Annotated in this window: 19 protein-coding genes, 1 other RNA gene and 1 pseudogene; 16 read left to right on the top strand and 5 right to left on the bottom strand. The window is 44.3% G+C overall.

Features of this window, described 5'->3' with window-relative positions; genetic code table 11:
• The first annotated feature begins 1 nt into the window (after position 1).
• Both ACERC5_RS00185 and nox read left to right on the top strand, forming a co-directional pair.
• Entirely contained in the window at positions 2–949 is a 948-nt protein-coding gene (locus tag ACERC5_RS00185; protein ID WP_373658452.1) for an ABC transporter permease, read from the top strand.
• A 295-nt stretch (positions 950–1,244) separates the two neighbouring features.
• On the top strand, positions 1,245–2,612 hold the full coding sequence (gene nox, locus ACERC5_RS00180; protein ID WP_373659854.1) for a H2O-forming NADH oxidase: 1,368 nt from the start codon (positions 1,245–1,247) through the stop codon (positions 2,610–2,612).
• A 415-nt stretch (positions 2,613–3,027) separates the two neighbouring features.
• Here the strand turns inward: nox and ssrA are convergent.
• Positions 3,028–3,374, bottom strand: a transfer-messenger RNA (tmRNA) gene (ssrA, locus tag ACERC5_RS00175).
• 80 nt (positions 3,375–3,454) lie between these two features.
• Here ssrA and ACERC5_RS00170 point away from each other — a divergent pair.
• Positions 3,455–4,054 carry a TVP38/TMEM64 family protein gene (locus ACERC5_RS00170; protein WP_373659852.1) on the top strand — a complete coding sequence of 200 codons (600 nt, stop codon included), beginning with the start codon at positions 3,455–3,457 and terminating at the stop codon, positions 4,052–4,054.
• 12 nt (positions 4,055–4,066) lie between these two features.
• Positions 4,067–4,446, top strand: a pseudogene (locus ACERC5_RS00165) (PH domain-containing protein).
• Between the two features lie 29 nt (positions 4,447–4,475).
• Here ACERC5_RS00165 and ACERC5_RS00160 read toward each other — a convergent pair.
• The gene (locus ACERC5_RS00160) at positions 4,476–5,669 is read right to left on the bottom strand and encodes a cation diffusion facilitator family transporter (protein ID WP_373658448.1); all 1,194 of its coding nucleotides are present in this window, start codon (positions 5,667–5,669) and stop codon (positions 4,476–4,478) included.
• 99 nt (positions 5,670–5,768) lie between these two features.
• Here ACERC5_RS00160 and pcrA point away from each other — a divergent pair, with 99 nt between their 5' ends.
• Positions 5,769–8,045, top strand: a complete 2,277-nt coding sequence (gene pcrA / locus ACERC5_RS00155) for a DNA helicase PcrA (protein ID WP_373658447.1) — start codon at positions 5,769–5,771, stop codon at positions 8,043–8,045.
• A 115-nt stretch (positions 8,046–8,160) separates the two neighbouring features.
• Here pcrA and ACERC5_RS00150 read toward each other — a convergent pair whose 3' ends face one another.
• Entirely contained in the window at positions 8,161–8,676 is a 516-nt protein-coding gene (locus ACERC5_RS00150) for a Gx transporter family protein (RefSeq protein ID WP_373658477.1), read from the bottom strand.
• 266 nt (positions 8,677–8,942) lie between these two features.
• Between ACERC5_RS00150 and ACERC5_RS00145 the strand changes: the two genes are divergently transcribed.
• The 5 genes from ACERC5_RS00145 to ACERC5_RS00125 all read left to right on the top strand — a co-directional run bounded on the left by ACERC5_RS00145 (position 8,943) and on the right by ACERC5_RS00125 (position 14,688).
• Complete coding sequence (locus ACERC5_RS00145; RefSeq protein WP_373658445.1) at positions 8,943–10,826, top strand: FAD-dependent oxidoreductase; 1,884 nt, start codon at positions 8,943–8,945, stop codon at positions 10,824–10,826.
• Between the two features lie 261 nt (positions 10,827–11,087).
• Positions 11,088–12,059, top strand: a complete 972-nt coding sequence (locus tag ACERC5_RS00140) for a polyprenyl synthetase family protein (protein ID WP_373658444.1) — start codon at positions 11,088–11,090, stop codon at positions 12,057–12,059.
• A 61-nt stretch (positions 12,060–12,120) separates the two neighbouring features.
• Positions 12,121–12,648 carry an FMN-binding protein gene (locus tag ACERC5_RS00135; RefSeq protein WP_373658443.1) on the top strand — a complete coding sequence of 176 codons (528 nt, stop codon included), beginning with the start codon at positions 12,121–12,123 and terminating at the stop codon, positions 12,646–12,648.
• A 53-nt stretch (positions 12,649–12,701) separates the two neighbouring features.
• On the top strand, positions 12,702–13,742 hold the full coding sequence (locus ACERC5_RS00130; protein WP_373658442.1) for an FAD:protein FMN transferase: 1,041 nt from the start codon (positions 12,702–12,704) through the stop codon (positions 13,740–13,742).
• A complete protein-coding gene (locus tag ACERC5_RS00125) occupies positions 13,732–14,688 on the top strand; it encodes a 1,4-dihydroxy-2-naphthoate polyprenyltransferase (protein WP_373658441.1) in 957 nt (318 codons plus the stop codon). The genes ACERC5_RS00130 and ACERC5_RS00125 overlap by 11 nt, the downstream gene beginning before the upstream one ends.
• 30 nt (positions 14,689–14,718) lie before the next feature.
• On the opposite strand, the gene ACERC5_RS00120 is transcribed toward ACERC5_RS00125, so the two are convergent.
• Positions 14,719–15,126, bottom strand: a complete 408-nt coding sequence (locus ACERC5_RS00120; protein WP_373658440.1) for a NusG domain II-containing protein — start codon at positions 15,124–15,126, stop codon at positions 14,719–14,721.
• 144 nt (positions 15,127–15,270) lie between these two features.
• On the opposite strand from ACERC5_RS00120, the gene efeO reads away from it, so the two are divergent.
• From efeO to ACERC5_RS00090, 6 genes are read left to right on the top strand one after another with little or no spacing between them, the layout of a single operon-like run.
• Complete coding sequence (gene efeO / locus ACERC5_RS00115; protein WP_373658439.1) at positions 15,271–16,134, top strand: iron uptake system protein EfeO; 864 nt, start codon at positions 15,271–15,273, stop codon at positions 16,132–16,134.
• Positions 16,135–16,143: 9 nt separating this feature from the next.
• Complete coding sequence (gene efeB, locus ACERC5_RS00110) at positions 16,144–17,385, top strand: iron uptake transporter deferrochelatase/peroxidase subunit (protein ID WP_373659850.1); 1,242 nt, start codon at positions 16,144–16,146, stop codon at positions 17,383–17,385.
• Positions 17,363–19,060, top strand: coding sequence for an FTR1 family protein (locus tag ACERC5_RS00105; RefSeq protein ID WP_373659848.1), 1,698 nt, complete (start codon positions 17,363–17,365; stop codon positions 19,058–19,060). The genes efeB and ACERC5_RS00105 overlap by 23 nt, the downstream gene beginning before the upstream one ends.
• Positions 19,057–19,761, top strand: a complete 705-nt coding sequence (gene tatC / locus ACERC5_RS00100) for a twin-arginine translocase subunit TatC (protein WP_373658436.1) — start codon at positions 19,057–19,059, stop codon at positions 19,759–19,761. Before ACERC5_RS00105 ends, tatC begins: the two co-directional genes overlap by 4 nt.
• Before the next feature lie 2 nt (positions 19,762–19,763).
• A complete protein-coding gene (locus ACERC5_RS00095; RefSeq protein WP_373658435.1) occupies positions 19,764–19,937 on the top strand; it encodes a twin-arginine translocase TatA/TatE family subunit in 174 nt (57 codons plus the stop codon).
• Positions 19,937–20,305: an OsmC family protein gene (locus ACERC5_RS00090; RefSeq protein ID WP_373658434.1), complete on the top strand. Its 369-nt coding sequence runs from the start codon at positions 19,937–19,939 to the stop codon at positions 20,303–20,305. Before ACERC5_RS00095 ends, ACERC5_RS00090 begins: the two co-directional genes overlap by 1 nt.
• A 58-nt stretch (positions 20,306–20,363) precedes the next feature.
• On the opposite strand, the gene xerS is transcribed toward ACERC5_RS00090, so the two are convergent.
• Entirely contained in the window at positions 20,364–21,434 is a 1,071-nt protein-coding gene (gene xerS, locus ACERC5_RS00085; protein WP_373658433.1) for a tyrosine recombinase XerS, read from the bottom strand.
• Positions 21,435–21,522 lie beyond the last annotated feature (88 nt).

Below are 21,522 nucleotides of genomic sequence, written 5' to 3'. Positions count from 1 at the left end.
GATGAATATGTTTGCAATTTTAGTTCCGTCAATGCTGGTTTATGCGGCGCCTCTCATTTTAACGTCCATTGGTGGCGTCTTCTCCGAGCGCTCAGGCGTTGTCAATGTTGGTCTTGAAGGAATCATGGTTATCGGTGCCTTTACAGGTATTGTCTTTAATCTTGAAATGGCGGAGAATTTGGGGAAAGCGACCCCTTGGATTGCCCTCTTAATGGCAGGAGTTGCAGGACTAGCATTCTCACTAATCCACGCGGTTGCTACGGTTAATTTCCGTGCTGACCATGTGGTTTCAGGGACTGTCTTAAATCTAATGGCACCAGCCTTAGCCGTTTTCTTGACTAAAGTTTTCTATGGCAAAGGTCAGACAGATAACATTAGACATGCTTTTGGTAAATTTAATTTTCCAGTACTAGCAGATTTGCCAGTGATTGGAGATATTTTCTTCAAAAACACTAGCCTTGCAGGCTATCTAACGGTTGCTTTTGCTTTCGTGGCTTGGTATATCCTTTATAAGACGCGATTTGGATTGAGATTACGTTCAGTAGGGGAACACCCACAAGCAGCAGATACCTTAGGGATTAACGTTTATTTGATGAAGTATCTAGGCATCATGATTTCAGGCTTCCTTGGTGGTATGGGCGGTGCCTTGTATGCACAATCTGTCTCTGTTAACTTTGCCGTAACAACCATACTGGGTCCTGGGTTCATTGCGCTAGCAGCCATGATCTTTGGTCGTTGGAATCCAATTGGGGCGATGCTCTCTAGTTTGTTCTTTGGTTTATCACAAAGTTTAGCAGTTATTGGCGGGCAAATATCATTCTTGTCAAAAGTTCCGACGGTCTATTTGCAGATGGCTCCGTATCTCTTGACAATTATCGTTCTTGCTGCTTTCTTTGGTAAAGCCGTTGGACCAAAAGCAGGCGGTGTCAATTATATCAAATCAAAATGATAATAGTCATCATAAGACCAGTGAGACACGCCGGTCTTATGATGCTATTTTTTCTTATTACTGTTAGGTCATTCCAGATAAATCCAACAAGAAAACAATATGAGCTAAAACCTTCTTTAGTAGTATTTGATTGATTTATGATTCCAGAAAGTTACAAATTTCACAAAAACTTGGATAAAAATCTTGATTTTTGTTAATTTAAGGGCTTTCAGAGAAAAAACTTGAAACTCTTTGTGAAGTATGCTATAATAGTTATTGTAAATGATTACATAAAATGAGAAAGAGGAATTTACACATGGCTAAAATCGTTGTTGTCGGTGCTAACCACGCCGGTACATCAGCTATTAACACTATCTTGAACAACTATGGCGATCAAAACGAAGTAGTTGTTTTCGACCAAAACAACAACATCTCATTCTTGGGATGTGGTATGGCGCTTTGGATTGGTAAACAAATCTCAGGTCCAGAAGGTTTGTTCTACTCAGATAAAGAAACGCTTGAATCAAAAGGCGCTAAAGTTTACATGGAGTCACCTGTTGAGTTCATCGACTACGATAAAAAAGAAGTGCATGCTATTGTCAACGGTGAAAAACATGTTGAGAGCTATAACAAGTTGATCCTTGCGACAGGTTCACAACCAATCTTGCCTCCAATCAAAGGTGCTGAAATCCAAGAAGGTTCACGTGAGTTCAAAGCAACTTTGGAAAACTTGCAATTCGTAAAACTTTACCAAAACTCTGCTGAGGTTATCGAAAAACTCAACAACCCAGACATCAAACGTGTAGCTGTTGTTGGTGCAGGTTACATCGGTGTTGAGTTGGCTGAAGCCTTCAAACGCCTTGATAAAGAAGTTATCTTGGTTGATATTGCTGAAACATCACTCGGTGGTTACTACGATTCAGAATTCACTGATTTGATGAACAAAAACCTTGAAGAAAATGGTATCAAGTTGGCATTTGGTCAAACTGTACAAGCCGTGGAAGGCGATGGCAAAGTTGAGCGTTTGGTGACTGACAAAGAAACTTTCGATGTTGATATGGTTATCTTGGCTGTTGGTTTCCGTCCAAACACTGCCCTTGGAGATGGTAAGATTGAACTCTTCCGTAACGGTGCCTTTGTGGTTAACAAAAAAGGTGAAACCAACATCCCTGATGTTTATGCCATTGGTGACTGTGCAACTGTTTATGACAACTCATTGCAAGATACAAACTATATTGCTTTGGCATCAAACGCAGTCCGTACAGCTATTGTTGCAGCACATAATGCTTGTGGTACTGAGCTTGAAACAGCTGGTGTTCAAGGATCTAACGGTATCTCTATCTTTGATCTCAAGATGGTATCAACTGGTTTGACACTTGAAAAAGCTAAACGCTTCGGATTCAATGCTGTTGCAACTGACTTTGAAGATTTGCAAAAACCAGAATTCATGGAACACGATAACCATGATGTGAAAATCCGTATCGTTTACGATGCTGATACTCGTATTATCTTAGGTGCACAAATAGCTTCTAAAGAAGACATCTCTATGGGTATGCACATGTTCTCACTAGCTATCCAAGAGCAAGTAACCATCGACAAGTTGGCTCTTCTTGATATTCTCTTCTTGCCACATTTCAATAAGCCATACAACTACATCACCATGGCAGCTTTAAGTGCGAAATAAGATTTTAAATTATTATTGCCCTTAAATAAATTAGCGAAACGCTAAAATTTGGAGAGAACTAAATTAGTTCTTTCCTTTTTATTATTATTCACTAAGTAAGACATAGCTGAACGCTCCAAAGTGCCTGAGCCTTGACAGTTGTAAAACGTGAGTTGCAGATCATCTCTATTCCCTAATGAGTTGATGTCATCAGCTTTTATAGCTTTGACGATAACCCGATTAAGCCCCACTCTATATGATGTTAGACAAGGTATTTAGAGACATCTGTTATTAAGCACGAAACAGTCGAACTGACAGAACCGACTGTTAAACCGTGATAGATGACATTTTAAAATATTGCAAATTAGCAAGGGAAAAACTAAAGACGCTGCTTTAACAACGTCTTTAGCTATTTTAAAAAAATTTTAAGAACTTATTATGGAGCCGGTGGGAGTCGAACCCACGTCCAAACACCTGCTAACATATTCGTCTACAACCATAGGTGGTGTTTTGCTTTAACTAATCGCCGACACACCACTCAGGCCTGCGACTAGCGAGTTTCTAAATCTCGTTGACAAGCACGAAACCTCTCTTGTCAACCAGCTTACTAGATTAAGACCTCAGGTTGCCGTAAGCAAACAGCCGTCAGTCACGCTTGCAGGTTATTAAGCTGCGAGAGCGTAAGAAGTGTTATTTTTTGCAGTTATATTTAACTGAGCGTTAACGTCGCCACACGAGTTGCAGAACATGCCTCATAATGCCTGTCGAATCCGTAACGACCCCGAAAATTATGTTGCTTACAACATTGTAACATAAACAGTAAAAAATAGCAAAATAAAAAGGATTTTGGTATGATAGAATCCATGTATAAACGATTACAGCAATTTTTCCAGATTTTAGGTATTTTAGCTCTGGTAGGATCAGCAGTCATGGTTATCTGGCTCTTTAAGCAAGGGATCCTCAATGATAGCAATGCGTTCAAAGATTGGGTCTTACAGTACAAATTACTTGCTCCTGTTATTTTTATTCTCATTCAAATCGTTCAAATCGTTATTCCAATCATTCCAGGTGGGGTCACGACAGTAGCAGGTGTCTTGGTTTTTGGTCCAATATGGGGCTTTATTTACAACTATACAGGTATTGTCATCGGTAGCATTTTGCTATTTCTCTTGGTTAAGAAATATGGCAAAGCTTTCATTTTGTTATTTGTTAAAGAAAGTGAGTTCAACAAGTACGAGAAGAAGTTAGAGAGTAAAACGTATGAATGGTTCTTTATCTTCTGTATGGTCTCTCCTGTCTCACCAGCTGATATTATGGTGATGATAACAGGCTTGACTAAGATGAGCTTACGACGATTTACGACCATCATCCTTTTGGCAAAACCCTTTTCTATTATCGGCTACTCTGTGCTGTGGGTGTATGGTGCAAAGTTACTACAGTATTTAATTCATCTATTCAAATAAAAGGAGCTAACAATGGGATTATTTTTAGGACTTTTAGGCAATGCGTCCCAACGTGACAACGATAAGGTCGAGCGCGACTTAGCAGACATTCTCATTCCAAACGAACAGGTACACCTGGCTTTTAGCCTGATTCGAGACTTGATTGTGTTTACAGAGAAACGTTTAATTTTAGTGGATAAACAGGGAGTAACTGGGAAAAAGTCTCTTACAAGTCCATTCCGTATCGTTCCATTTCACGTTTTACTGTTGAAACCTCTGGTCATTTTGACCTTGACTCTGAGTTGAAAATTTGGATTTCCTCGGCAGCAGAACCGGCTGAAATTCTCCAATTCAAGAGCGATAACAGTGTCATCCAGATTCAACAAGCCGTGGCAGAAGCTGTTTTACGATGACGCTATATGAAATCCCTCGCTAAGGTTACTTAACGAGGGATTTGTGTTACCTGATGAAACATCAGTTGCCAGGTTTCATGCCGTCGCCAGAGGGAGCTGTGATGACAGCCGTCCAGCTCGTAGGTCAGGAGTTTGGTTTTCTGACTGATAGAGACTAGTTCAATAGCCGTCATGTCGTTGCCAATAGACGGTTTATCATGGTCAAAGTCTCTTGCTGAAAGGACTTGACCAGTATAATCAACATATCTAAATTCACTTGTCAACAAGTTCTCGTAATCTGGGATTTTAGAGAGGACAGTTTTTTCCAGTTTAATGAGCTTGTGGTAAACATTCTCGTAGACTTCGTCCTCAGGAACAGGAGAAGGCTCGACGTGAATGTCAATGTCGTAGACACCAAACTGGTCACGTAGGAGCTGCTCGACCTGTTCAGTTACCTCATGGCTCTCGTAAACCGATAGGTCGGGGTGCATTTCCAGCACAATATCCAGATACACATTCGAACCGTAGGTTCGACCCCTTTGGGATTTGACTGCCAAAACCTTAGGCAACTGGAGGATAGCCGTTTCGTACTGAGTCAGGTGCTGGTCGTCAAAGCCGTCCGACAAACTAAAGGTAGCGCGGCTGAAGATCTCATAGGCGGTTTTGAGGATAAAAAGCGTGATAACCAAGGCAACGAGTTTGTCGAATAGGGGAAACTTGAGGGTTGAGGCGACAATAGCTAAGCTGGTTCCAAGCGAAGTCACCGCATCTGAGAGGTTGTCCTTGGCAGCAGCTAGGAGTGAGCCCGACTTTAGGGATTGAGACAGGTGTTTGTTATAGCGGTAGAGGGCAAACATGACGCCAGCTGAGACCAAGCCGACCAGACTGCCTAGAGGGTCAGCTGTCACAGGGCTGTCAGCGACAATGTCTCTAGTTGTTTGAACCAGAACCTGAACCCCCACCACAAACATCAGAAAAGAAGTAACCAGACTGGCCAAATCTTCAATCTTCCAGTGCCCAAATTTATGGTCACCGTCGGCTGGTTTCTGTGCCATTTTTAGTCCGATGAGGATGGCCAAATTTCCCAGAATGTCTGAAAGGTTGTTAAAGCCATCGGCAATCAATGACGATGATGTTAACCAATACCCAGCGGTCAATTTGCTGATCGCTAAAATGAGATAGGTCACAATGCTAATCAGCGGTCCACGCTCCGCTAACTTGAGGTTCTTACTAGGATGTGTCATGAGACTATTATAGCACGAAATGACGCAAATCGCTTGTGCCATTCTTTTTTTCCTGTTGGAAATGTGCTATAATTTTCAAGACAAAGAAATGAGGATAATATGAACCCATTATTAAACGGAATGAATGACAAACAGGCAGAGGCTGTGCAGACAACGCAAGGACCGCTCTTGATTATGGCTGGGGCTGGCTCTGGTAAGACCAGGGTATTGACCCATCGTATCGCTTATTTGATTGATGAGGTCGGTGTAGCACCTTGGAACATTCTCGCCATCACCTTTACCAATAAGGCCGCACGCGAGATGAAAGAGCGTGCTATGGCCCTCAATCCAGCGACAGCGGATACCTTGATTGCCACTTTTCACGCCATGTGCGTGAGAATCTTGCGCCGTGAGGGAGACAAAATCGGCTATGGTCGCAACTTTACCATCGTTGATCCTGGTGAGCAGCGGACGCTGATGAAGCGTATCCTCAAACAGCTCAATCTGGATCCGAAAAAATGGAATGAACGCGCGATTTTAGGTACCATTTCCAATGCTAAAAATGATTTACTGGATGACAAGGCCTACGAGATGCAGGCTGGCGATATCTACACACAAATGGTCGCCAAGTGCTACAAGCTCTATCAGGCTGAACTGCGCCGCAGCGAGGCTATGGACTTTGATGACCTGATTATGGTGACCCTGCGCCTCTTTGACGAACAACCTGAGGTGCTCAGCTATTACCAAAACCGTTACCAGTATATCCACGTGGACGAGTATCAGGACACCAACCATGCTCAGTACCAGCTGGTTAAGCTCTTGGCCTCTCGTTTTCGCAACATCTGTGTGGTCGGAGACGCAGATCAGTCCATCTACGGCTGGCGGGGTGCGGATATGCAGAATATCCTAGATTTTGAAAAGGACTATCCTGAGGCTAAGGTGGTGCTCCTGGAGGAGAACTACCGCTCAACCAAGACCATCTTGCAGGCAGCTAACGAGGTCATCAAAAATAATCGCAATCGCAGGGACAAGAAACTCTGGACGCAAAATGATGACGGCGGCAAGTTGGTTTATTATCGGGCGCGTGATGAGCATGAGGAAGCAATTTTTGTCGCTAGCCAGATTGATCAAGCTGTCAGACAGGACGGCAGGTCTTTCAAGGATATGGCTGTGCTCTATCGGACGAATGCCCAGTCTCGTACCATTGAGGAAGCCCTGTTAAAGGCCGATATTCCCTACACCATGGTCGGCGGCACCAAATTCTACAACCGTAAGGAAATACGAGACCTCATCGCCTACCTTAATGTCATTGCTAACCCGGCCGACAACATGAGCTTTGAACGGATTGTCAACGAACCCAAGCGTGGTGTGGGGCCGGGCACGCTGGACAAGCTCCGCGATTTTGCCTATCCAGCTGGCCTATCCTTGCTGGAGGGGGCTAGTCAGGTTATGCTATCTGGCATCAAGGGCAAGGCCGCTCAAGCTCTCTTTGAGCTGGGTAATCTCTTGCTCAACCTCCGTGACCGATTAGACAATTATAGTTTGACTGAGTTAGTGGAGACCGTTCTTGACAAGATAGGTTACCTGTCCGCCCTTGAGTTACAAAATACGCTGGAGAGTCAGGCAAGGGTAGAAAATATCCGAGAATTTCTCTCGGTGACTAAGAACTTTGACGACAAGGAAGAAACGACAGAAGAGATAGGGATTGATAAACTCAGTCGCTTTCTCAATGACTTGGCCCTGATTGCAGACACCGATGATGGCGACAGTCAGAGCGCTGAGGTGACCCTCATGACCCTTCATGCGGCCAAGGGACTGGAGTTTCCGCTGGTCTTTCTTATCGGCATGGAGGAGGGCGTCTTTCCGCTCAGTCGTGCGACTGAAAACCCTGAGGAGCTGGAGGAGGAGCGCCGTCTAGCTTATGTCGGCATCACTCGAGCTGAGACTCAGCTTTACTTGACCAACGCCAACGCCCGCACCCTCTTTGGTAAGCTGGGCTACAACCGTCCTAGTCGCTTCCTTAACGAGATTTCAGCGGATCTGCTGGATTATCAGGGACTGGCACGTCCAGCCCACACGTCTTTTATTGCCTCTTCTGCAAATGGCGGAGCAACCCAGTTTGGTCAAGGGATGAGTTTATCTCAAGCCTTGCAAACTCGCAAAGCTCAGGCTCGCCCAGCCACCTTCGGACAGCCTGTTCGACCAAGTGTCGGTCAGCCAGACACCAACGCAACTGATTGGCAGGTGGGAGATGTTGCCATTCACCGCAAATGGGGGCAAGGTCTAGTGCTTGAAGTCACGGGCACAGGCAGCAACCAAGAACTCAAAATCAAGTTCCCAGAAATCGGTCTCAAAAAACTGCTCGCCAGCCTAGCACCGATTGAGAAGAAAAACTAATCTCATAAAGAAAAAACCGAGACAGGTTCGCAGGGCTGACTGGCAGTTATGCGAATCTATCTCAGTTTTTTTGTAGAGTACATCCTTACTAATCAGCTATTTTCCTAAAAAATAACTACAGCCAAGTCTTGGCTAGTTCAGGATAATAGGTGCGTAGAGGTGCAATTTTTTTGAGGAGGAAGTGACCAGCTAGACCAACGACAAATCCTGAGAGGATACCTGAAAAAGCTAGGATAGGGAGGTAGTTCAGCGGGGCAAAAGATCGCGCTAAGATTGAGAAGACCAGGAGTTGCCCAAGATTATGAAGTATCCCACCTAAAGTAGAAATCCCGATTAGGCTGACCCGTCTTGGTCCTAGCTGTTTGCTAGCCAGCATACCCAGGTAGCTGAGTAGGGTTCCGGCCAAGGCATAAAGAAAGCTAGAAAAGCCCCCAGCCAGAAGAGTAGAGACACCTAGCCTCAGGCTGATTACCTTAAAACTGTCTTTGGGACTGAGACTAAAAATGGCGATTAAGCTAATCAGGTTACCTAGACCTAGCTTGGCTCCAGGTGCAAAGGCAAAGGGAGCTGGGATAGTCCGCTCAACTAGACTGATAATCACTGCCTGTGCTGCCAACATGGTGATAAACATGGTTTTGTTAATAGATTTGGTCACGTCAGTCCTTTCTAAAACTATTATTACTTAAAATTATTCTTACTTTAATACTAACTCTTTTGAGTCAAATAGGCAAGTGAGGATTGTTGTGGAAGTTGAGCGTATATTGAAAGTAAGATAAAAAAAGCCCATTATTATTCTCTAAAACTCCTATTATTAGGCTTGGTCGAAATATTTCCCTTGCTCTTTCTTGAGAACCTGCTATAATAGAACTTATCAATAGTTAGAGAGGATTTTTCCCAATGAAACGGATTGTTATTGTTGGTGCTGGCTATGCTGGTGTTTCAGCTGCTCGCCATTTAGCAAAGACCTTTAAGAAAAATCAAGATATCAGCATCACCTTGATTGACAAGAATCCCTTTATGACCTATATGACTGAGCTTCATGAAGTAGCAGCTGGTCGGGTGGAACCTGATGCGGTCAAGCATGATCTACAACGAATTTTCAAAAAGTACCCCAAAGTTGATCTAGTGACCGACAAGGTGACCAAGGTTGACTATGATAAGAAGGCAGTTCTTGCTGAGCACGGCACTTTTTCTTATGACTACCTGCTCTTAGCTATGGGGGGTGAAGCCAATGACTTCGGCACACCTGGTGTTAAAGAGAATGGTTTTACCCTCTGGTCTATCGAAGCAGCGGAAGCCCTGCATGCCCAAATCATTGATGCCTGCTACCGCGCAAGCCGTGAACATGACGAATCCAAACGCCGTGCCCTCTTGACCTTCACTGTTATTGGGGGAGGCTTTACAGGGATTGAGATGATTGGTGAGCTGATTGATTGGGTACCAATCTTGGCTAAACAGTTCCGTTTGGACGAAAAAGAATTTTCTCTCAAATTGGTTGAAGCCACACCAAACATCTTGGCTATGGTGACTGAGGTGGAGCGTGAGAAGGCGACCAAGTACCTGACGAAAAGAGGTGTTGAATTGATTTTGGCAGATGGGGTAACGTCTGTTGACAATCATCAGCTCAATCTGGCGTCAGGTCGTTCCATCCCAACTTATACATCAATTTGGACAGCTGGTGTTCAGGCCAATTCAGATACTGAAAACTTCAACATCAGTAAAGGGCGTGCTGGACGTCTCATGGCTAACCAATGCATGGAAGCCTTGGACAAGGAAAATGTTTATGTGGCTGGTGACTTGGTCTACTATGAAGATGCCAGTCAGGAAGGGCGACCAGTACCTCAGATTGTTCAAGCAGCTGAGCAAACTGGGCATACCGCAGCTAGCAACATTGCAGCAGCCATTACCGGAGGGGAAAAACACACTTTCGAAGGCAAGTACGATGGTTTCATGGTCTCTATCGGTGCCAAATATGCCGTGGCTTACCTCAATGACAAGTACCACCTGTCAGGCTTTATGGCGACCCTGGTCAAGCATCTGGTCAACCTAGTTTACTTCTTCAGTATCAGCTCCCTCTACAACATGGTGACCTATACCCGTCACGAGTTCTTTGATGTCAAAAACCGTCGTAACGTCTTTGGTGGCCATTTGTCCAGCAAAGGCAATCGTCTCTGGCTAGTGCCTTTGCGGGTCTTCTACGGTAGTGTCTGGCTTTTTGAAGGCTTGAAAAAAGCTTTTGGTCTCTTCGGCACAACCTCGTGGTTGGGAGACAAGGTGGTCTTTCCATTTCCTTGGTTGCAAGAGACAGTTTCAGGTGCTTCTCAGGCAGTGGAGGCAACAACCAGTGCCTCAATGGCAGCAGCAGAAGTGGCTGAGCCAGTCTTTAGCCTGAGCTACACTTACGGCGAAACCCCGATGACGGTCTTTGAACAAATGCCAGATTGGTTTGCGTCCATTATGGAATTTATGATGCCTAATCAAGAAGTAGCTCTTCTCATGCAAAAATTCATGGTCTTCGTTGAGATTGCCATCGGTTTGGCTCTGATTGCTGGTCTCTTTGTTTGGTTGATTTCTGCAATAACCGCTGGTATGGTGGCTATGTTCAGCCTGTCGGGCATGTTCTATTGGGTAAACATCTGGTTTATTCCAGTTGCTATCGCCCTCATGGGTGGCGCTGGTCAAGCCTTTGGTCTGGACTACTGGGTAATGCCTTGGCTAGGTAACCAGCTAGATCGCCTCCTATACGGTAAAGAACGCCACATTTATGGGCAGAAGAAATAGTTTATGGATTACCTTTGGGAAATAGCAGAGCAATGCGTTTTCTCAACCAGAATAAGGATAAAAAGAAAATGTAAAAAGGTTAGGACAAGGTTCCTGACCTTCTTAGGTTCGCGGTTAATGAAATAAGACACAGGGGGAAGAATTGGCAAGTTATTCTTATCTTTTCACCCCGAGTAATCGAGCAAGGGGTGAAAAGATGAAATACTATCTCTGGCCCCTCACTCCCTCTGCAAGCGACAAGAGACGAAAGGAGAGGTTATTATGGTTCACCCGATTTGGGATGATTTTCCTCAGGTTCAGGCTGGGCTGATTAAGGTTCGTCAGATTATGCTGGATGAATCTAAGGGTTTGCCTGGTCTGATTGGACAGGAAGTAGCACGTTATATCACCGCTCCTGGTAAATACCTGAGGTCTGGTCTAATCCTCCTGGTCGCCTTGGAGTTGGATGGAGAGTTAAGGGAAGGGCGTTACTACCTGGCTGCTGCTTTAGAACTCTTTCACTTGGCCACCCTGGTGCACGATGATGTGATTGATGGGGCCAGTTACAGAAGAGGCATTGAAGCCCTGCATCAGGTAACTTCTAATCGCTTAGCCATTTACACAGGAGATTACCTCTTAACTAAGGCGGGACATTTGGCAACCAAGGGATTACAACTGCTTGGTCTGAAAGAATCACCAGACGGTCTTAAAGATCGGCTGATTGATGGGGTTTTAGTTGGTGAAATCCGTCAACTCCTCAATCACTACAATCTCCAAATTACCTTCAAAGACTACCTCAAACAAATCCAAGGTAAAACAGCTCTGCTATTTTCCTTAGCCTGTCAAGGTGGTAGTCTGAGAGTGGGAAGTAGTCCTCGTGAGCTCCAGTTAGCCCATCAGGCAGGACGGGCTCTGGGGATGGCCTTTCAGCTAGCGGACGACCTCTTAGATTATGAGCAGGCTTTAGGTCAGTCAGGTAAACCTCGGTTTCAGGACGTGCAAAACGGTATTTATACGGCTCCAATCCTCTATGCCTTTGTTGGTTATCCTGATTTTAAGGGCTGGATAAATGAGCGACAAAAACACGGTTGGTCAGAGGAAGATTTGCAGATTTTGATGGATAAACTGGCAACCAGTCAGGCTCTGGAAAAAACGAGAAGGTTAAAAATAGCTTATTTGGCTAAGGCCGAACGAGCTTTCAAGGAATTGGGGATATCCTCACAGTCTTTGGCAAAATTGTCGAAAAAAATTTGACAATTTTATCACGATATGGTAACATTAAGTAGTAAAAAAACAAATAGAAAAGGGAACATACATGTCTAAAAAATGGTTTTTAAACAGTGCTCTTGTTTTGGCTGCTAGCTTGACGCTGGCTGCTTGTGGTGCTAAGAAAGAAGAAACTGCCGCTACATCTTCAGAAGCAAGCTCATCAGTGGTAGCTTCAAGCTCAGCAGAAGCAACATCAGGTGCAACTAACGGCACTCTTGTTGATGGGACTTACACAGCAGAAGGTGCTGAAGCAGATGAGCACGGTTGGAAAATTACTCACACGATTGTTGTTAAAGACGCTAAAGTAGTTGAGTCTAAATTCGACTACATCAACGCTGAAGGTCAACTTAAAAGTGAGAGTGCTGAGTATAACACCAACATGAAAGATAAAGTTGGCGTTTCTCATGCAGAAGCTATCGAGAAACTTAACGCTGGCGTTGTTGCAACACCAGGTCTTGAGAACATCGAAGTAGTTTCAGGCGCAACAACCATCTCTAACGACTTCAAAAAATCAATTGCTGAGTTGATTGCAGCTGCTAAAGAAGGCAAAACTGAGACTATCATCATCAAATAATTGTCAAGAAAGTCCTCATTTGAGGGCTTTTCGCCTATCAAAGAAAGGATCTTATGAAACGCTTTTTTGTCCTTGTAGGTCTGGTTTTGACCCTCTTGACCGCCTGCCAGACCAAAAACACTGACGGTCTGACCGTCACCAAAACACCCCTGACCCGAACCGAGTCCCTCCTTCACACCGTCGTCACCCTTAGCATCTACCACGAAGGTCTAGAGGAGGTTATGGAGGAAGCTTTGGCTGAAATAGCAGAGCTTGAAAGCCTACTCTCCACTAATTTAGAAACGTCCGACATTTACAAGATTAATCAGGCTGCAGGTAAAGAGGCTATTAAGGTGGATTCGCGCACCTTTAGCCTGATAGAAGAAGCTATTGAGGTCTCTAAGACCAGCCAAGGTCGTTTTGACATCTCTATCGGGGCTATCAGTCAGCTCTGGCGAATTGGGTCAACTGAGGCCAGAAAACCATCGGATGAAGAAATTACTGAAGGGCTAAATCATATCGACTATCGAAAAATTGAATTAGACAAGACCAACCAGACCGTAAAAATTCCAGCAGGCATGATTTTGGAGCTGGGAGCCATTTCTAAAGGCTTCATTGCTGACCAGATTAGAAATCTTTTTGTCAAGAAAGGCATCACAACAGCCGTCATCAATCTAGGAGGTAACGTCATTGTTATGGGTAGCTCTCCCAACAATCCTGACGGCTGGAAGATTGGTGTTCAAGACCCTGACGAAATCCGTGGAGCAACGGTTGGCAGTGTGCTTCAGACCGACAGCTCTATTGTGACTTCTGGCATTTACGAGCGGTATCTGGAAGTGGATGGGGTTCGATATCACCATATCCTTAATCCTAAAACGGGCTACCCGATTGACAACAGTATCTCCGGCGTAACGGTCTTTACCAAGTCATCTACCCAGGCTGATGCTCTCTCTACGAGTCTCTTTGTCATGGGCTTAGAGGAAGGACTTGCCCATATCAACCAACTGGACGATGCGGAAGCTGTTTTCGTTGACAAGGACCACGGAGTTCATGTTAGTGATGGTCTGAAAAACACCTTTGAATTAAGCAACGAGGAGTATCACCTTGCCAACTAAAACCAAATTAACCCTACCAATTTTTTTAGAGTTTGTGGAACTTAAGACCAAAGTGGCTAGTATTTTCCCACTGATCATGGGCTTGCTCTGGTACCGTTACTGGTACGGTCAGCTGGATTGGCTCAATACCTTTTTGTTTAGCCTAGCGGTCTTGACTTTTGATTTGACGACCACTGCCATCAACAATACGATGGACTATAAGAAGGCTAAGGACATACTCTATAAAACAGAAGATAATATCATTGGGCGACATCGGCTCGATTATAATCGAATGGTCCAAATTATCTTTGGTCTTTTAGGCTTAGCAACTGCCTTATCTCTGGTCTTGGTCTGGCAGACGGACTGGTTGCTCCTGCCTATGGGTATGGTTTGCTTTTTGATTGGGATTTTCTATACCTTTGGTCCTCTGCCCCTGTCTCGCCTGCCTCTGGGAGAAGCTTTTTCTGGAGTGACCATGGGTTTTGGCATCTTCTTTTTGGCCAATTATGTCCAGTACCCAACCTACTTTGTCCGCAGTGGCTGGGTGGATGGTTTCTTCAGCTTGCAAGTCAATGTCAGGCCTCTCGTTGAGCTAGCCTTAATCAGCTTGCCTCTGGTGGCCTTGATTGCCAATATCATGCTTGCCAACAATATCTGCGACTATGAACAGGATGTGCGCAATCACCGTTACACCTTGGTGCATTACTTGACCCCGGACCGCTCAGTCAAGCTCTATCAAATGTTGTCCGCTCTGCCTTGGGTGAGTTTTCTTTTAGCTGTTCTGCTAAGGCTGTTACCTTGGTGGAGCTTGCTTATCTGCTTAGCTATTCCCTTGCACCTGAGCAGTATCAAACGTTTTTCAGCCAATCAGGTCAAACGGGAGACTTTTATAGAGAGCATAAAGAGTTTTGTGCTTTGGAGCGGGCTCTATGTGCTGGTCTTGCTGATTGCTGGACTGTTTCGTTAAGAAGAAAAAGCCCTAGTTTGGGCTTTTTTGCTATCGCGGTAAAATAAGCTCATCCTCGCTAGCCTGACCTTGGATTTCGATGAGAAATTGGTGGGGCAGGCAGACCAGAACTTGTCCAGCCTGGCTAATCCATCCAGTCCGAACAGCAATCTGATCAGGACTGTTGTCTTCCTTGACCCGAATCCGCCCGCTGTCGATTTCGACAATATTATACTGACCAGGATTTGGGGTATATGTGATGGTCTGATTGGTGCTGTCAGCAGTCAGGTCGAACTGGTCAACAATTTCACCCTTAATTTTGACAACAGCAACCAGGTTAGCTGGTTGCGGGTGTTGGGCTTTCCAGAGAGTAATAAACCAAGGCGATAGGCTGATTAGCAGGGTTACCCCAATTAAAAGATAGTCATAAGGTTTGAAATGTTTAAGAATGCTTTTCATTTCTTTATTTTACCAAAAAGCCAGGCAAAGGTCACGATAGAAGAGAGTGGAGATAGCTTATTTTATAACAGTTCTCATATTTGAGAAATGGTTTACAAGCCTCGTTCCTATCCGTTATAATATAAGCATTAGAAAGAGGTTACAATGAAGAATATTTTGCGTTATTCCCTATTGGCAGTAGCTACCCTTAGCCTTGCAGCTTGTGCTCAAAACAGCCCGACGGCAACATCTCCCTCGTCTGGTCAGACGGTTGTCCTAAATAATCAAGACCAGTTAAATCAGATTACTAAGGACTATCAGGCTTTTGTTGAACAGCAAATCGACCAGCTGCTGACGGATACCGAAAAATGGGCGGAGCTCTTAAAAGCGGGCAAACTTGAAGAAGCTAAAGCGCATTATCCCATTATCAGGATGGCTTATGAACGGAGCGAACCGATTGCAGAGAGTTTCGGTGAGCTGGATGTTCGAATTGATTTCCGTTTGGTAGACTATGTCGATGAGAATAACACGGAGGAGGGCTGGTCTGGTTTTCACCGTATCGAACGCATTCTCTGGGAAAATAACACGACCGAGGGAACGGTCGAATACGCTGACCAGTTGGTCAAAGACATCAAGGAACTCCGTGCCAAGGTATCAACAGTTGATGTGACTCCAGACATGATGACTACGGGAGCGGTTGATTTGCTCAACGAAGTTGCCACAAGCAAGATAACCGGTGAAGAAGAAATCTACTCGCATACCGATCTGTACGACTTCCGCGCCAATATCGAGGGAGCAGAAAAGATTTTTGACCTCTTCCGTCTGCTCTTACAAGAAAAGAATTCTGACCTTGTTAAAGAGTTGGAGGCTCGATTTGCATATGTACATGCGCTACTTGACAGCCACATGACGGATGGTACCAACTACAAATCCTATACTGACTTGACCAAGGAAGACACACGTGCCTTGTCAGAAGCGGTCACGAAGTTAGGTGAACCCCTATCTCAAATGGGGATTGTCATTGAATAGGAGACATCGATGACTCAAGATGATAAAAAAACAAGATTTTTCGACAAAAAACTGAGTAGACGAGATTTTCTCAAGCAGGCTAGTTTAGCAGGTGCTGGAGCACTGGTCGGTTCATCAGTCGTCGGAGGTCTCTTGACCAAGCAGGTTCAATCAGTTAAAAACGAGTTGGTCGGTCAGGATAGTTTTGCCTTTTACGGCCGTCATCAGGCCGGTATCGTCAGCCCAGTGCAGAAAAACATCTACCTTGTGGTACTCGATTTGGCGACAAAAGATAGAAATCAGTTGCGTCAGGTCTTTAAGGACTGGACGGTCTATGCTGAGAACCTCATTGATGGTAAGGCTGTCGAAGACGAACCAGATAACATTCACTTACCGCCAAAAGATACTGGAGAAACCGTCGGGCTAAATCCTTATCGCTTAACCTTGACCTTTGGCATTAGCAGACGTTTTCTGGAAAAATTAGGCTGGACCCATAAAATTCCTAGTGTTTTTAAAGAGTTTCCGCCCTTTCCTGGTGAGCAGCTAGAGGAACGTTATACAGGTGGCGACATCATGATTCAGGCCTGTGCAGATGATGAGCAAGTCGCCTTTCATGCTGTTCGCAATCTAATCAGGAAAGCCAGAGGTTCAGTCACCATGAAATGGAGTCAGTCTGGGTTTACAGCCATCGGCAACGGTAAGGAAACACCACGTAACCTTTTTGGATTTAAAGACGGAACTGCCAACCCAACAAAACCTAAAGCCCAGCAGGATATTATCTGGTACGATGGTAAGGACTGGCTGGCAGATGGGACATTTATGGCGATTCGAAAAATTCGTATGCACTTAGAAACCTGGGATAGGACCAGTTTGAAAGAGCAAGAAAACACTTTCGGTCGTCATAAGATTAGCGGAGCACCCTTGGGAGAAACTGATGAATTTGCCACAGTCGATATTGAGAAAACAGATGCTCAAGGAAATCCTGTCATTCCTGTTGATTCTCATGTTCATCTGGCTAAGAAAACCGGTCTGGAGCTTTATCGTCGTTCTTATAGCTATTCTGACGGGATTAACGAGACAACAGGGCAATTTGAGTCTGGTCTGCTCTTTATCTCCTTTCAAAAGGACCCTGACCAATTTGTCAAAATCCAGACCATGATGGGGGCCAGTGATAAGCTTAATGAATACATCACTCATATTGGTTCTGGGCTATTTGCTTGCTTTGCTGGTGTCAAAAAAGGAGGCTATCTTGGTCAAGACTTATTTGAATAGACTTGTGTTGCTGATAATAGCGGCATTTGCCTTGTTTGTCAGCCCAGTTCATGCCCAGTCTTACAGTGAATTTTTTATCAAAATCTCCGATGCCAAAACAGCTCTACAAAATCATCAAGCAGACAAAGCTCTCACAGAGCTAGAAAATTTCCAGCAAGCATTTGTTGCTTTAGAAGAGAGCAAGTCTAAAGCAGGTCAGGAAGTTTTAGTTGCAGTAGCCGATAGCTTATCTGATAAAACCATCACAGAAGCTGAACTCACTAATCTATCCAAACAGTTGCTGCAGTTTGAACAGGAACAAAATCCTGTCGATTACGAGACCGAACTTGAAAAATTTGAGAACAAGGTTTTTCCAGCTCTTGAGCGCCTGCGCCAAACCATCAGCGGTGTAGAGGATAGAGAGGAGTTAAAAACAGCCTTTTTAGCCTTTAATAGTGTTTGGACACGTCATGAGGCTCTGGTTCGCCCAACCATTAAGCATTATGGGCGTATCGAAACAGCTTTATCCTTTTTGCGAGCAGCTATCGAGACCGACCCTTTAGACAAAACACTCATCATTAGCCAGTTAAATGAGCTAGAAACGGCGCTTAAGGCATTTGTTTCAGGAGAAGACGTAGCTGCCATTTCCACGATTTCTAGTCTCAGTCAAGGCATTGCCACCCTAGAAGCAGCAGTAAAAGCTTCTAACGAGGGAAACTTGATCAAGGGACAACAACAGTTGCGTGAATTTATTCTTGCCTGGCCGAGCTTTGAAAGTGCCGTCAGCACAAGGAATGCCAGTTTGTACCGTCAGGTAGAAAGCCAGATACCGATTATCATGGCAAAGTTTTCTGAAAAAGATTCGCAGCAAGACCTGCGTGACTTAATCAGTCAGTTAAAAACCATTGATACGACAGCGGCTTATACACCTTTTGATAGCATGTTGATTTTGCTACGTGAAGGAGTTGAAGCTCTGCTCATTGTTTTGAGTTTAGTGGGTGTCTTACGCTCAGTCGGGCAAAAGAAAGGCTTACGCTGGGTATATGGCGGAGCAGTAGCAGGACTAGTAGCGAGCGCAGTGACAGCTTGGTTGCTCCATCAGCTCTTTCCAACTTTTACCTCAGGTGCTAACCGTGAAATTTTAGAAGGATTTATTGGTATTTTTGCGGTTGTGATGATGCTGACCATCGGCATGTGGTTACATCGTAAATCTCAAGCTACTGCCTGGCAAGCTTATATGACAAAACAACTGTCTCTTGTCATGTCAACAGGATCTTTCTTTTCCATGTTTCTTCTATCATTTTTAGCTGTTTTTCGTGAAGGAGCTGAGGCCATTTTGTTTTATGCAGGCATGTTGCCTCACATTTCCCTGCCTGATTTTTTGGTTGGTATTGGACTAGCCCTAGCCTGCTTACTCGTTTTGACCGTCATTTTCTTGAATTCTGCCAAACGATTGCCGATTAACCGTCTCTTTTATGTTTTGGGGTGGTTGATTTATGGGCTAGCCTTTAAGATGTTAGGTGTCAGCATTCACACCTTACAGTTGACCAATCAGGTTTCGAGCCATCACATCACTTGGCTGCCAAGTATTGACTGGTTGGGCATTTATCCGAGCTGGGAAGTTGTCCTACTGCAGATAATCCTTATTCTGGCGGTCGCTGTTAGCCTGTTTGTTATAAAAAGTAGGGAAGCATGACCCATAAAGAAGAAAGTATCTTAGAGCATTTGACCGAACTTAGGAAAAGGCTCATCATTGTCTTATTGACCTTTGTCGGATTTTTTATCCTAAGTCTGTACTGGTCACCTGAACTGTATCGTTTTATCACCAGTCCCCTGAAACAAAAATTGCTGGTTCTTGGTCCGAATGATATTTTATGGATTTATGTTCGGTTGGCGAGCTTGATGAGCTTCAGCCTGATATTGCCATTCATCACTTATCAGATTTGGGCTTATGTTCGTCCCGCGCTAAAACCTAGTGAAGTAAGAGGGGTACTGACCTATATTCCAGCTGTTTTTGCCTGTTTTATCACAGGCTTAGCATTTGGTTTTTATCTGGTTACACCGTCTTTATTTCGGGTCTTACTATCATTGGGAGATGATTTATTTATCACCCAGATAACAGCACAAAATTACCTGTCTTTCGTTTGGCACACCACCCTGCCGTTAGCTATTTTGTTTGAATTTCCAGTTATTATCGCCTTTTTGACACGTCTAGGTCTTGTTAATGCTCGCTTCCTAAGAAGCTATCGTAGGCAGGCTTATTTTGCCATGATTTGTTTGGCAGTGATGTTAACACCAGCAGATGTGATTAGTGACCTGATCATGAGTTTACCCTTGCTATTGATTTATGAAATTGGTATCATAGTAAGTAGAAGTGTAGAAAAGAAACGAGGATAATAATGGGATTGTTAAGAGATATTGGTGCACCAGGTGTTTTGGTTATTGTGATTGCAGCTCTGATTATCTTTGGACCGCAAAAACTACCAGAACTAGGCGCTTCCATCGGTAAAATGATTACCGAATTCAAAAAAGCTGTATCAGCCAATGAGGATGAGGATCAGGAGAACAAGTGATGTATCAGACATACGTCAAAGGGGAACAGCTATTTCAAGTGAAATCAACAGGTTATGGGGAGCCAATCACCACATTTGCAACAACTGAACAAGGAGAGACCCCTGTCAGTTTGGTTGTCGTTGCCCTAGCCTCTTGTGTCAGCATGTGTGTCCAAGGCTACTTTGCACGACGACACGGAAACGAGGATTTTCCAGTTGAGGTTTCTGCAAGCTATAGTGAGGCAACATTTGATATACAGGTTGCCCTATCAGAGCCAATACAGCCTGACCTTGAACTTGAGTTAGAAGCTTACATCGCCGATAAATGTCGGGTTAAGCAGTTATTGCACCCCGACCTTGTTATCAATATCGTATTCACAAGAAGTTAACCGTAAAAAAACACCGACTTTCCGAGTTGGTGTTTTACATAATTATAAATATGTAACATTATAGCTTGTTTAAGGCATCTTTTTGCTCATCATTGACAATATGGGTATAAAGGTCTGTGACTTGGGTATTGGCATGCCCGAGCTGGTGACTGACAAGGACCTGAGACTTGGTGGCATCGTAGAGGCGAGTGGCTAGCGTATGGCGGAGTTTGTGAGGAGTGACACGGATTTTGAAGTCAGCGGAGTACTTTGCCACCATTTTTTCAATAGAAGAAGCGTCGATACGATTAGCTTTACCGCGGTATTCAGACAAGAAAAAGGCAACATCCGTTTTTTCTGATCGGTAGCGTTGCTTGCGAATAGCGACATAGGCTTCCAGATACGGTTTGGCAAAATTTGCCACATTAACAGCATCGCGCTTGCCACCTTTTCGCGTCACGTCGATGATCATCATCTTGAGATTGACATCCTTGAGGTCGAGGTTGACCGCTTCGGATAATCGCACGCCAGACGCCAATAGCAGAGCTAAAATCGCTAAGTCCCGCTCCTTGTTTTTTCGGAAAGAAGAAGAAGCACGATTGGAGAGTTTGTGCTCGTACTCGGTGTTCACATAGTCGAGAAAGGCAGTCGTTTCATCACCTAAAAAGAGTTTTTGCTTGATGTTTTCCGCACGAGAGGCTAGAGTCTCTCTTTTTTTCTGGGTGGAGACTTTTTTCATGACATTGCGGTAAAAATAAGACTCTCCTTGTTCGTTTTCGACCTCTTCCGTCAGGTATTTATAAAGACTTGAAAGAGCTGACAGGGTACGGTTAATGGTCGTTTGCGAGACTCCCTGTTGGGTGGTATTAGCATTGAGCAGAGGACGCTCTCGTAGGTAGAGGATAAAGGCTTCGACATCTTTTTTGGTTAAATGTTCCAGTGTATCCAAGGGGATATCTGCCAGCCGCTGAGCACTGACCAAGTCTGTATCTTGCAACCATTCAAAAAATCGACGGTATTCCTTTAGATATTCGTACAGGGTCGTGAAACTATAAGGAACAGCGAGCTTGGACTGGTAATAATCCAAGACATACCAGGGCATCATTCCTTTTAATTCCTCAATTTTCTCCAATAACAACTCACGTCGCATAAATCACCTATACTATATCTTTCTATATAAGTAGTATAGCATAGAAAGATATATTTTTCAAGAAAATTATAGTTTTTCGGAAAGATGT

This window comes from Streptococcus sp. E24BD (genome assembly GCF_041807825.1).
Classification (GTDB): domain Bacteria; phylum Bacillota; class Bacilli; order Lactobacillales; family Streptococcaceae; genus Streptococcus; species Streptococcus entericus.
The sequence above is the reverse complement of the archived record's forward strand: the minus strand, read 5'-3'. Positions and strand labels throughout refer to the sequence as shown.

Coding starts and splice junctions, on each gene's coding strand:
- ACERC5_RS00170 (WP_373659852.1), top strand. CDS start 3,455: ATGTATAAACGATTACAGCAATTTTTCCAGATTTTAGGTATTTTAGCT.
- tatC (WP_373658436.1), top strand. CDS start 19,057: ATGACCCATAAAGAAGAAAGTATCTTAGAGCATTTGACCGAACTTAGG.
- efeO (WP_373658439.1), top strand. CDS start 15,271: ATGAAGAATATTTTGCGTTATTCCCTATTGGCAGTAGCTACCCTTAGC.
- ACERC5_RS00160 (WP_373658448.1), bottom strand. CDS start 5,669: ATGACACATCCTAGTAAGAACCTCAAGTTAGCGGAGCGTGGACCGCTG.
- ACERC5_RS00090 (WP_373658434.1), top strand. CDS start 19,937: ATGTATCAGACATACGTCAAAGGGGAACAGCTATTTCAAGTGAAATCA.
- ACERC5_RS00130 (WP_373658442.1), top strand. CDS start 12,702: ATGAAACGCTTTTTTGTCCTTGTAGGTCTGGTTTTGACCCTCTTGACC.
- xerS (WP_373658433.1), bottom strand. CDS start 21,434: ATGCGACGTGAGTTGTTATTGGAGAAAATTGAGGAATTAAAAGGAATG.
- ACERC5_RS00140 (WP_373658444.1), top strand. CDS start 11,088: ATGGTTCACCCGATTTGGGATGATTTTCCTCAGGTTCAGGCTGGGCTG.
- ACERC5_RS00185 (WP_373658452.1), top strand. CDS start 2: ATGAATATGTTTGCAATTTTAGTTCCGTCAATGCTGGTTTATGCGGCG.
- ACERC5_RS00150 (WP_373658477.1), bottom strand. CDS start 8,676: ATGTTTATCACCATGTTGGCAGCACAGGCAGTGATTATCAGTCTAGTT.
- ACERC5_RS00135 (WP_373658443.1), top strand. CDS start 12,121: ATGTCTAAAAAATGGTTTTTAAACAGTGCTCTTGTTTTGGCTGCTAGC.
- ACERC5_RS00145 (WP_373658445.1), top strand. CDS start 8,943: ATGAAACGGATTGTTATTGTTGGTGCTGGCTATGCTGGTGTTTCAGCT.
- nox (WP_373659854.1), top strand. CDS start 1,245: ATGGCTAAAATCGTTGTTGTCGGTGCTAACCACGCCGGTACATCAGCT.
- efeB (WP_373659850.1), top strand. CDS start 16,144: ATGACTCAAGATGATAAAAAAACAAGATTTTTCGACAAAAAACTGAGT.
- pcrA (WP_373658447.1), top strand. CDS start 5,769: ATGAACCCATTATTAAACGGAATGAATGACAAACAGGCAGAGGCTGTG.
- ACERC5_RS00120 (WP_373658440.1), bottom strand. CDS start 15,126: ATGAAAAGCATTCTTAAACATTTCAAACCTTATGACTATCTTTTAATT.
- ACERC5_RS00095 (WP_373658435.1), top strand. CDS start 19,764: ATGGGATTGTTAAGAGATATTGGTGCACCAGGTGTTTTGGTTATTGTG.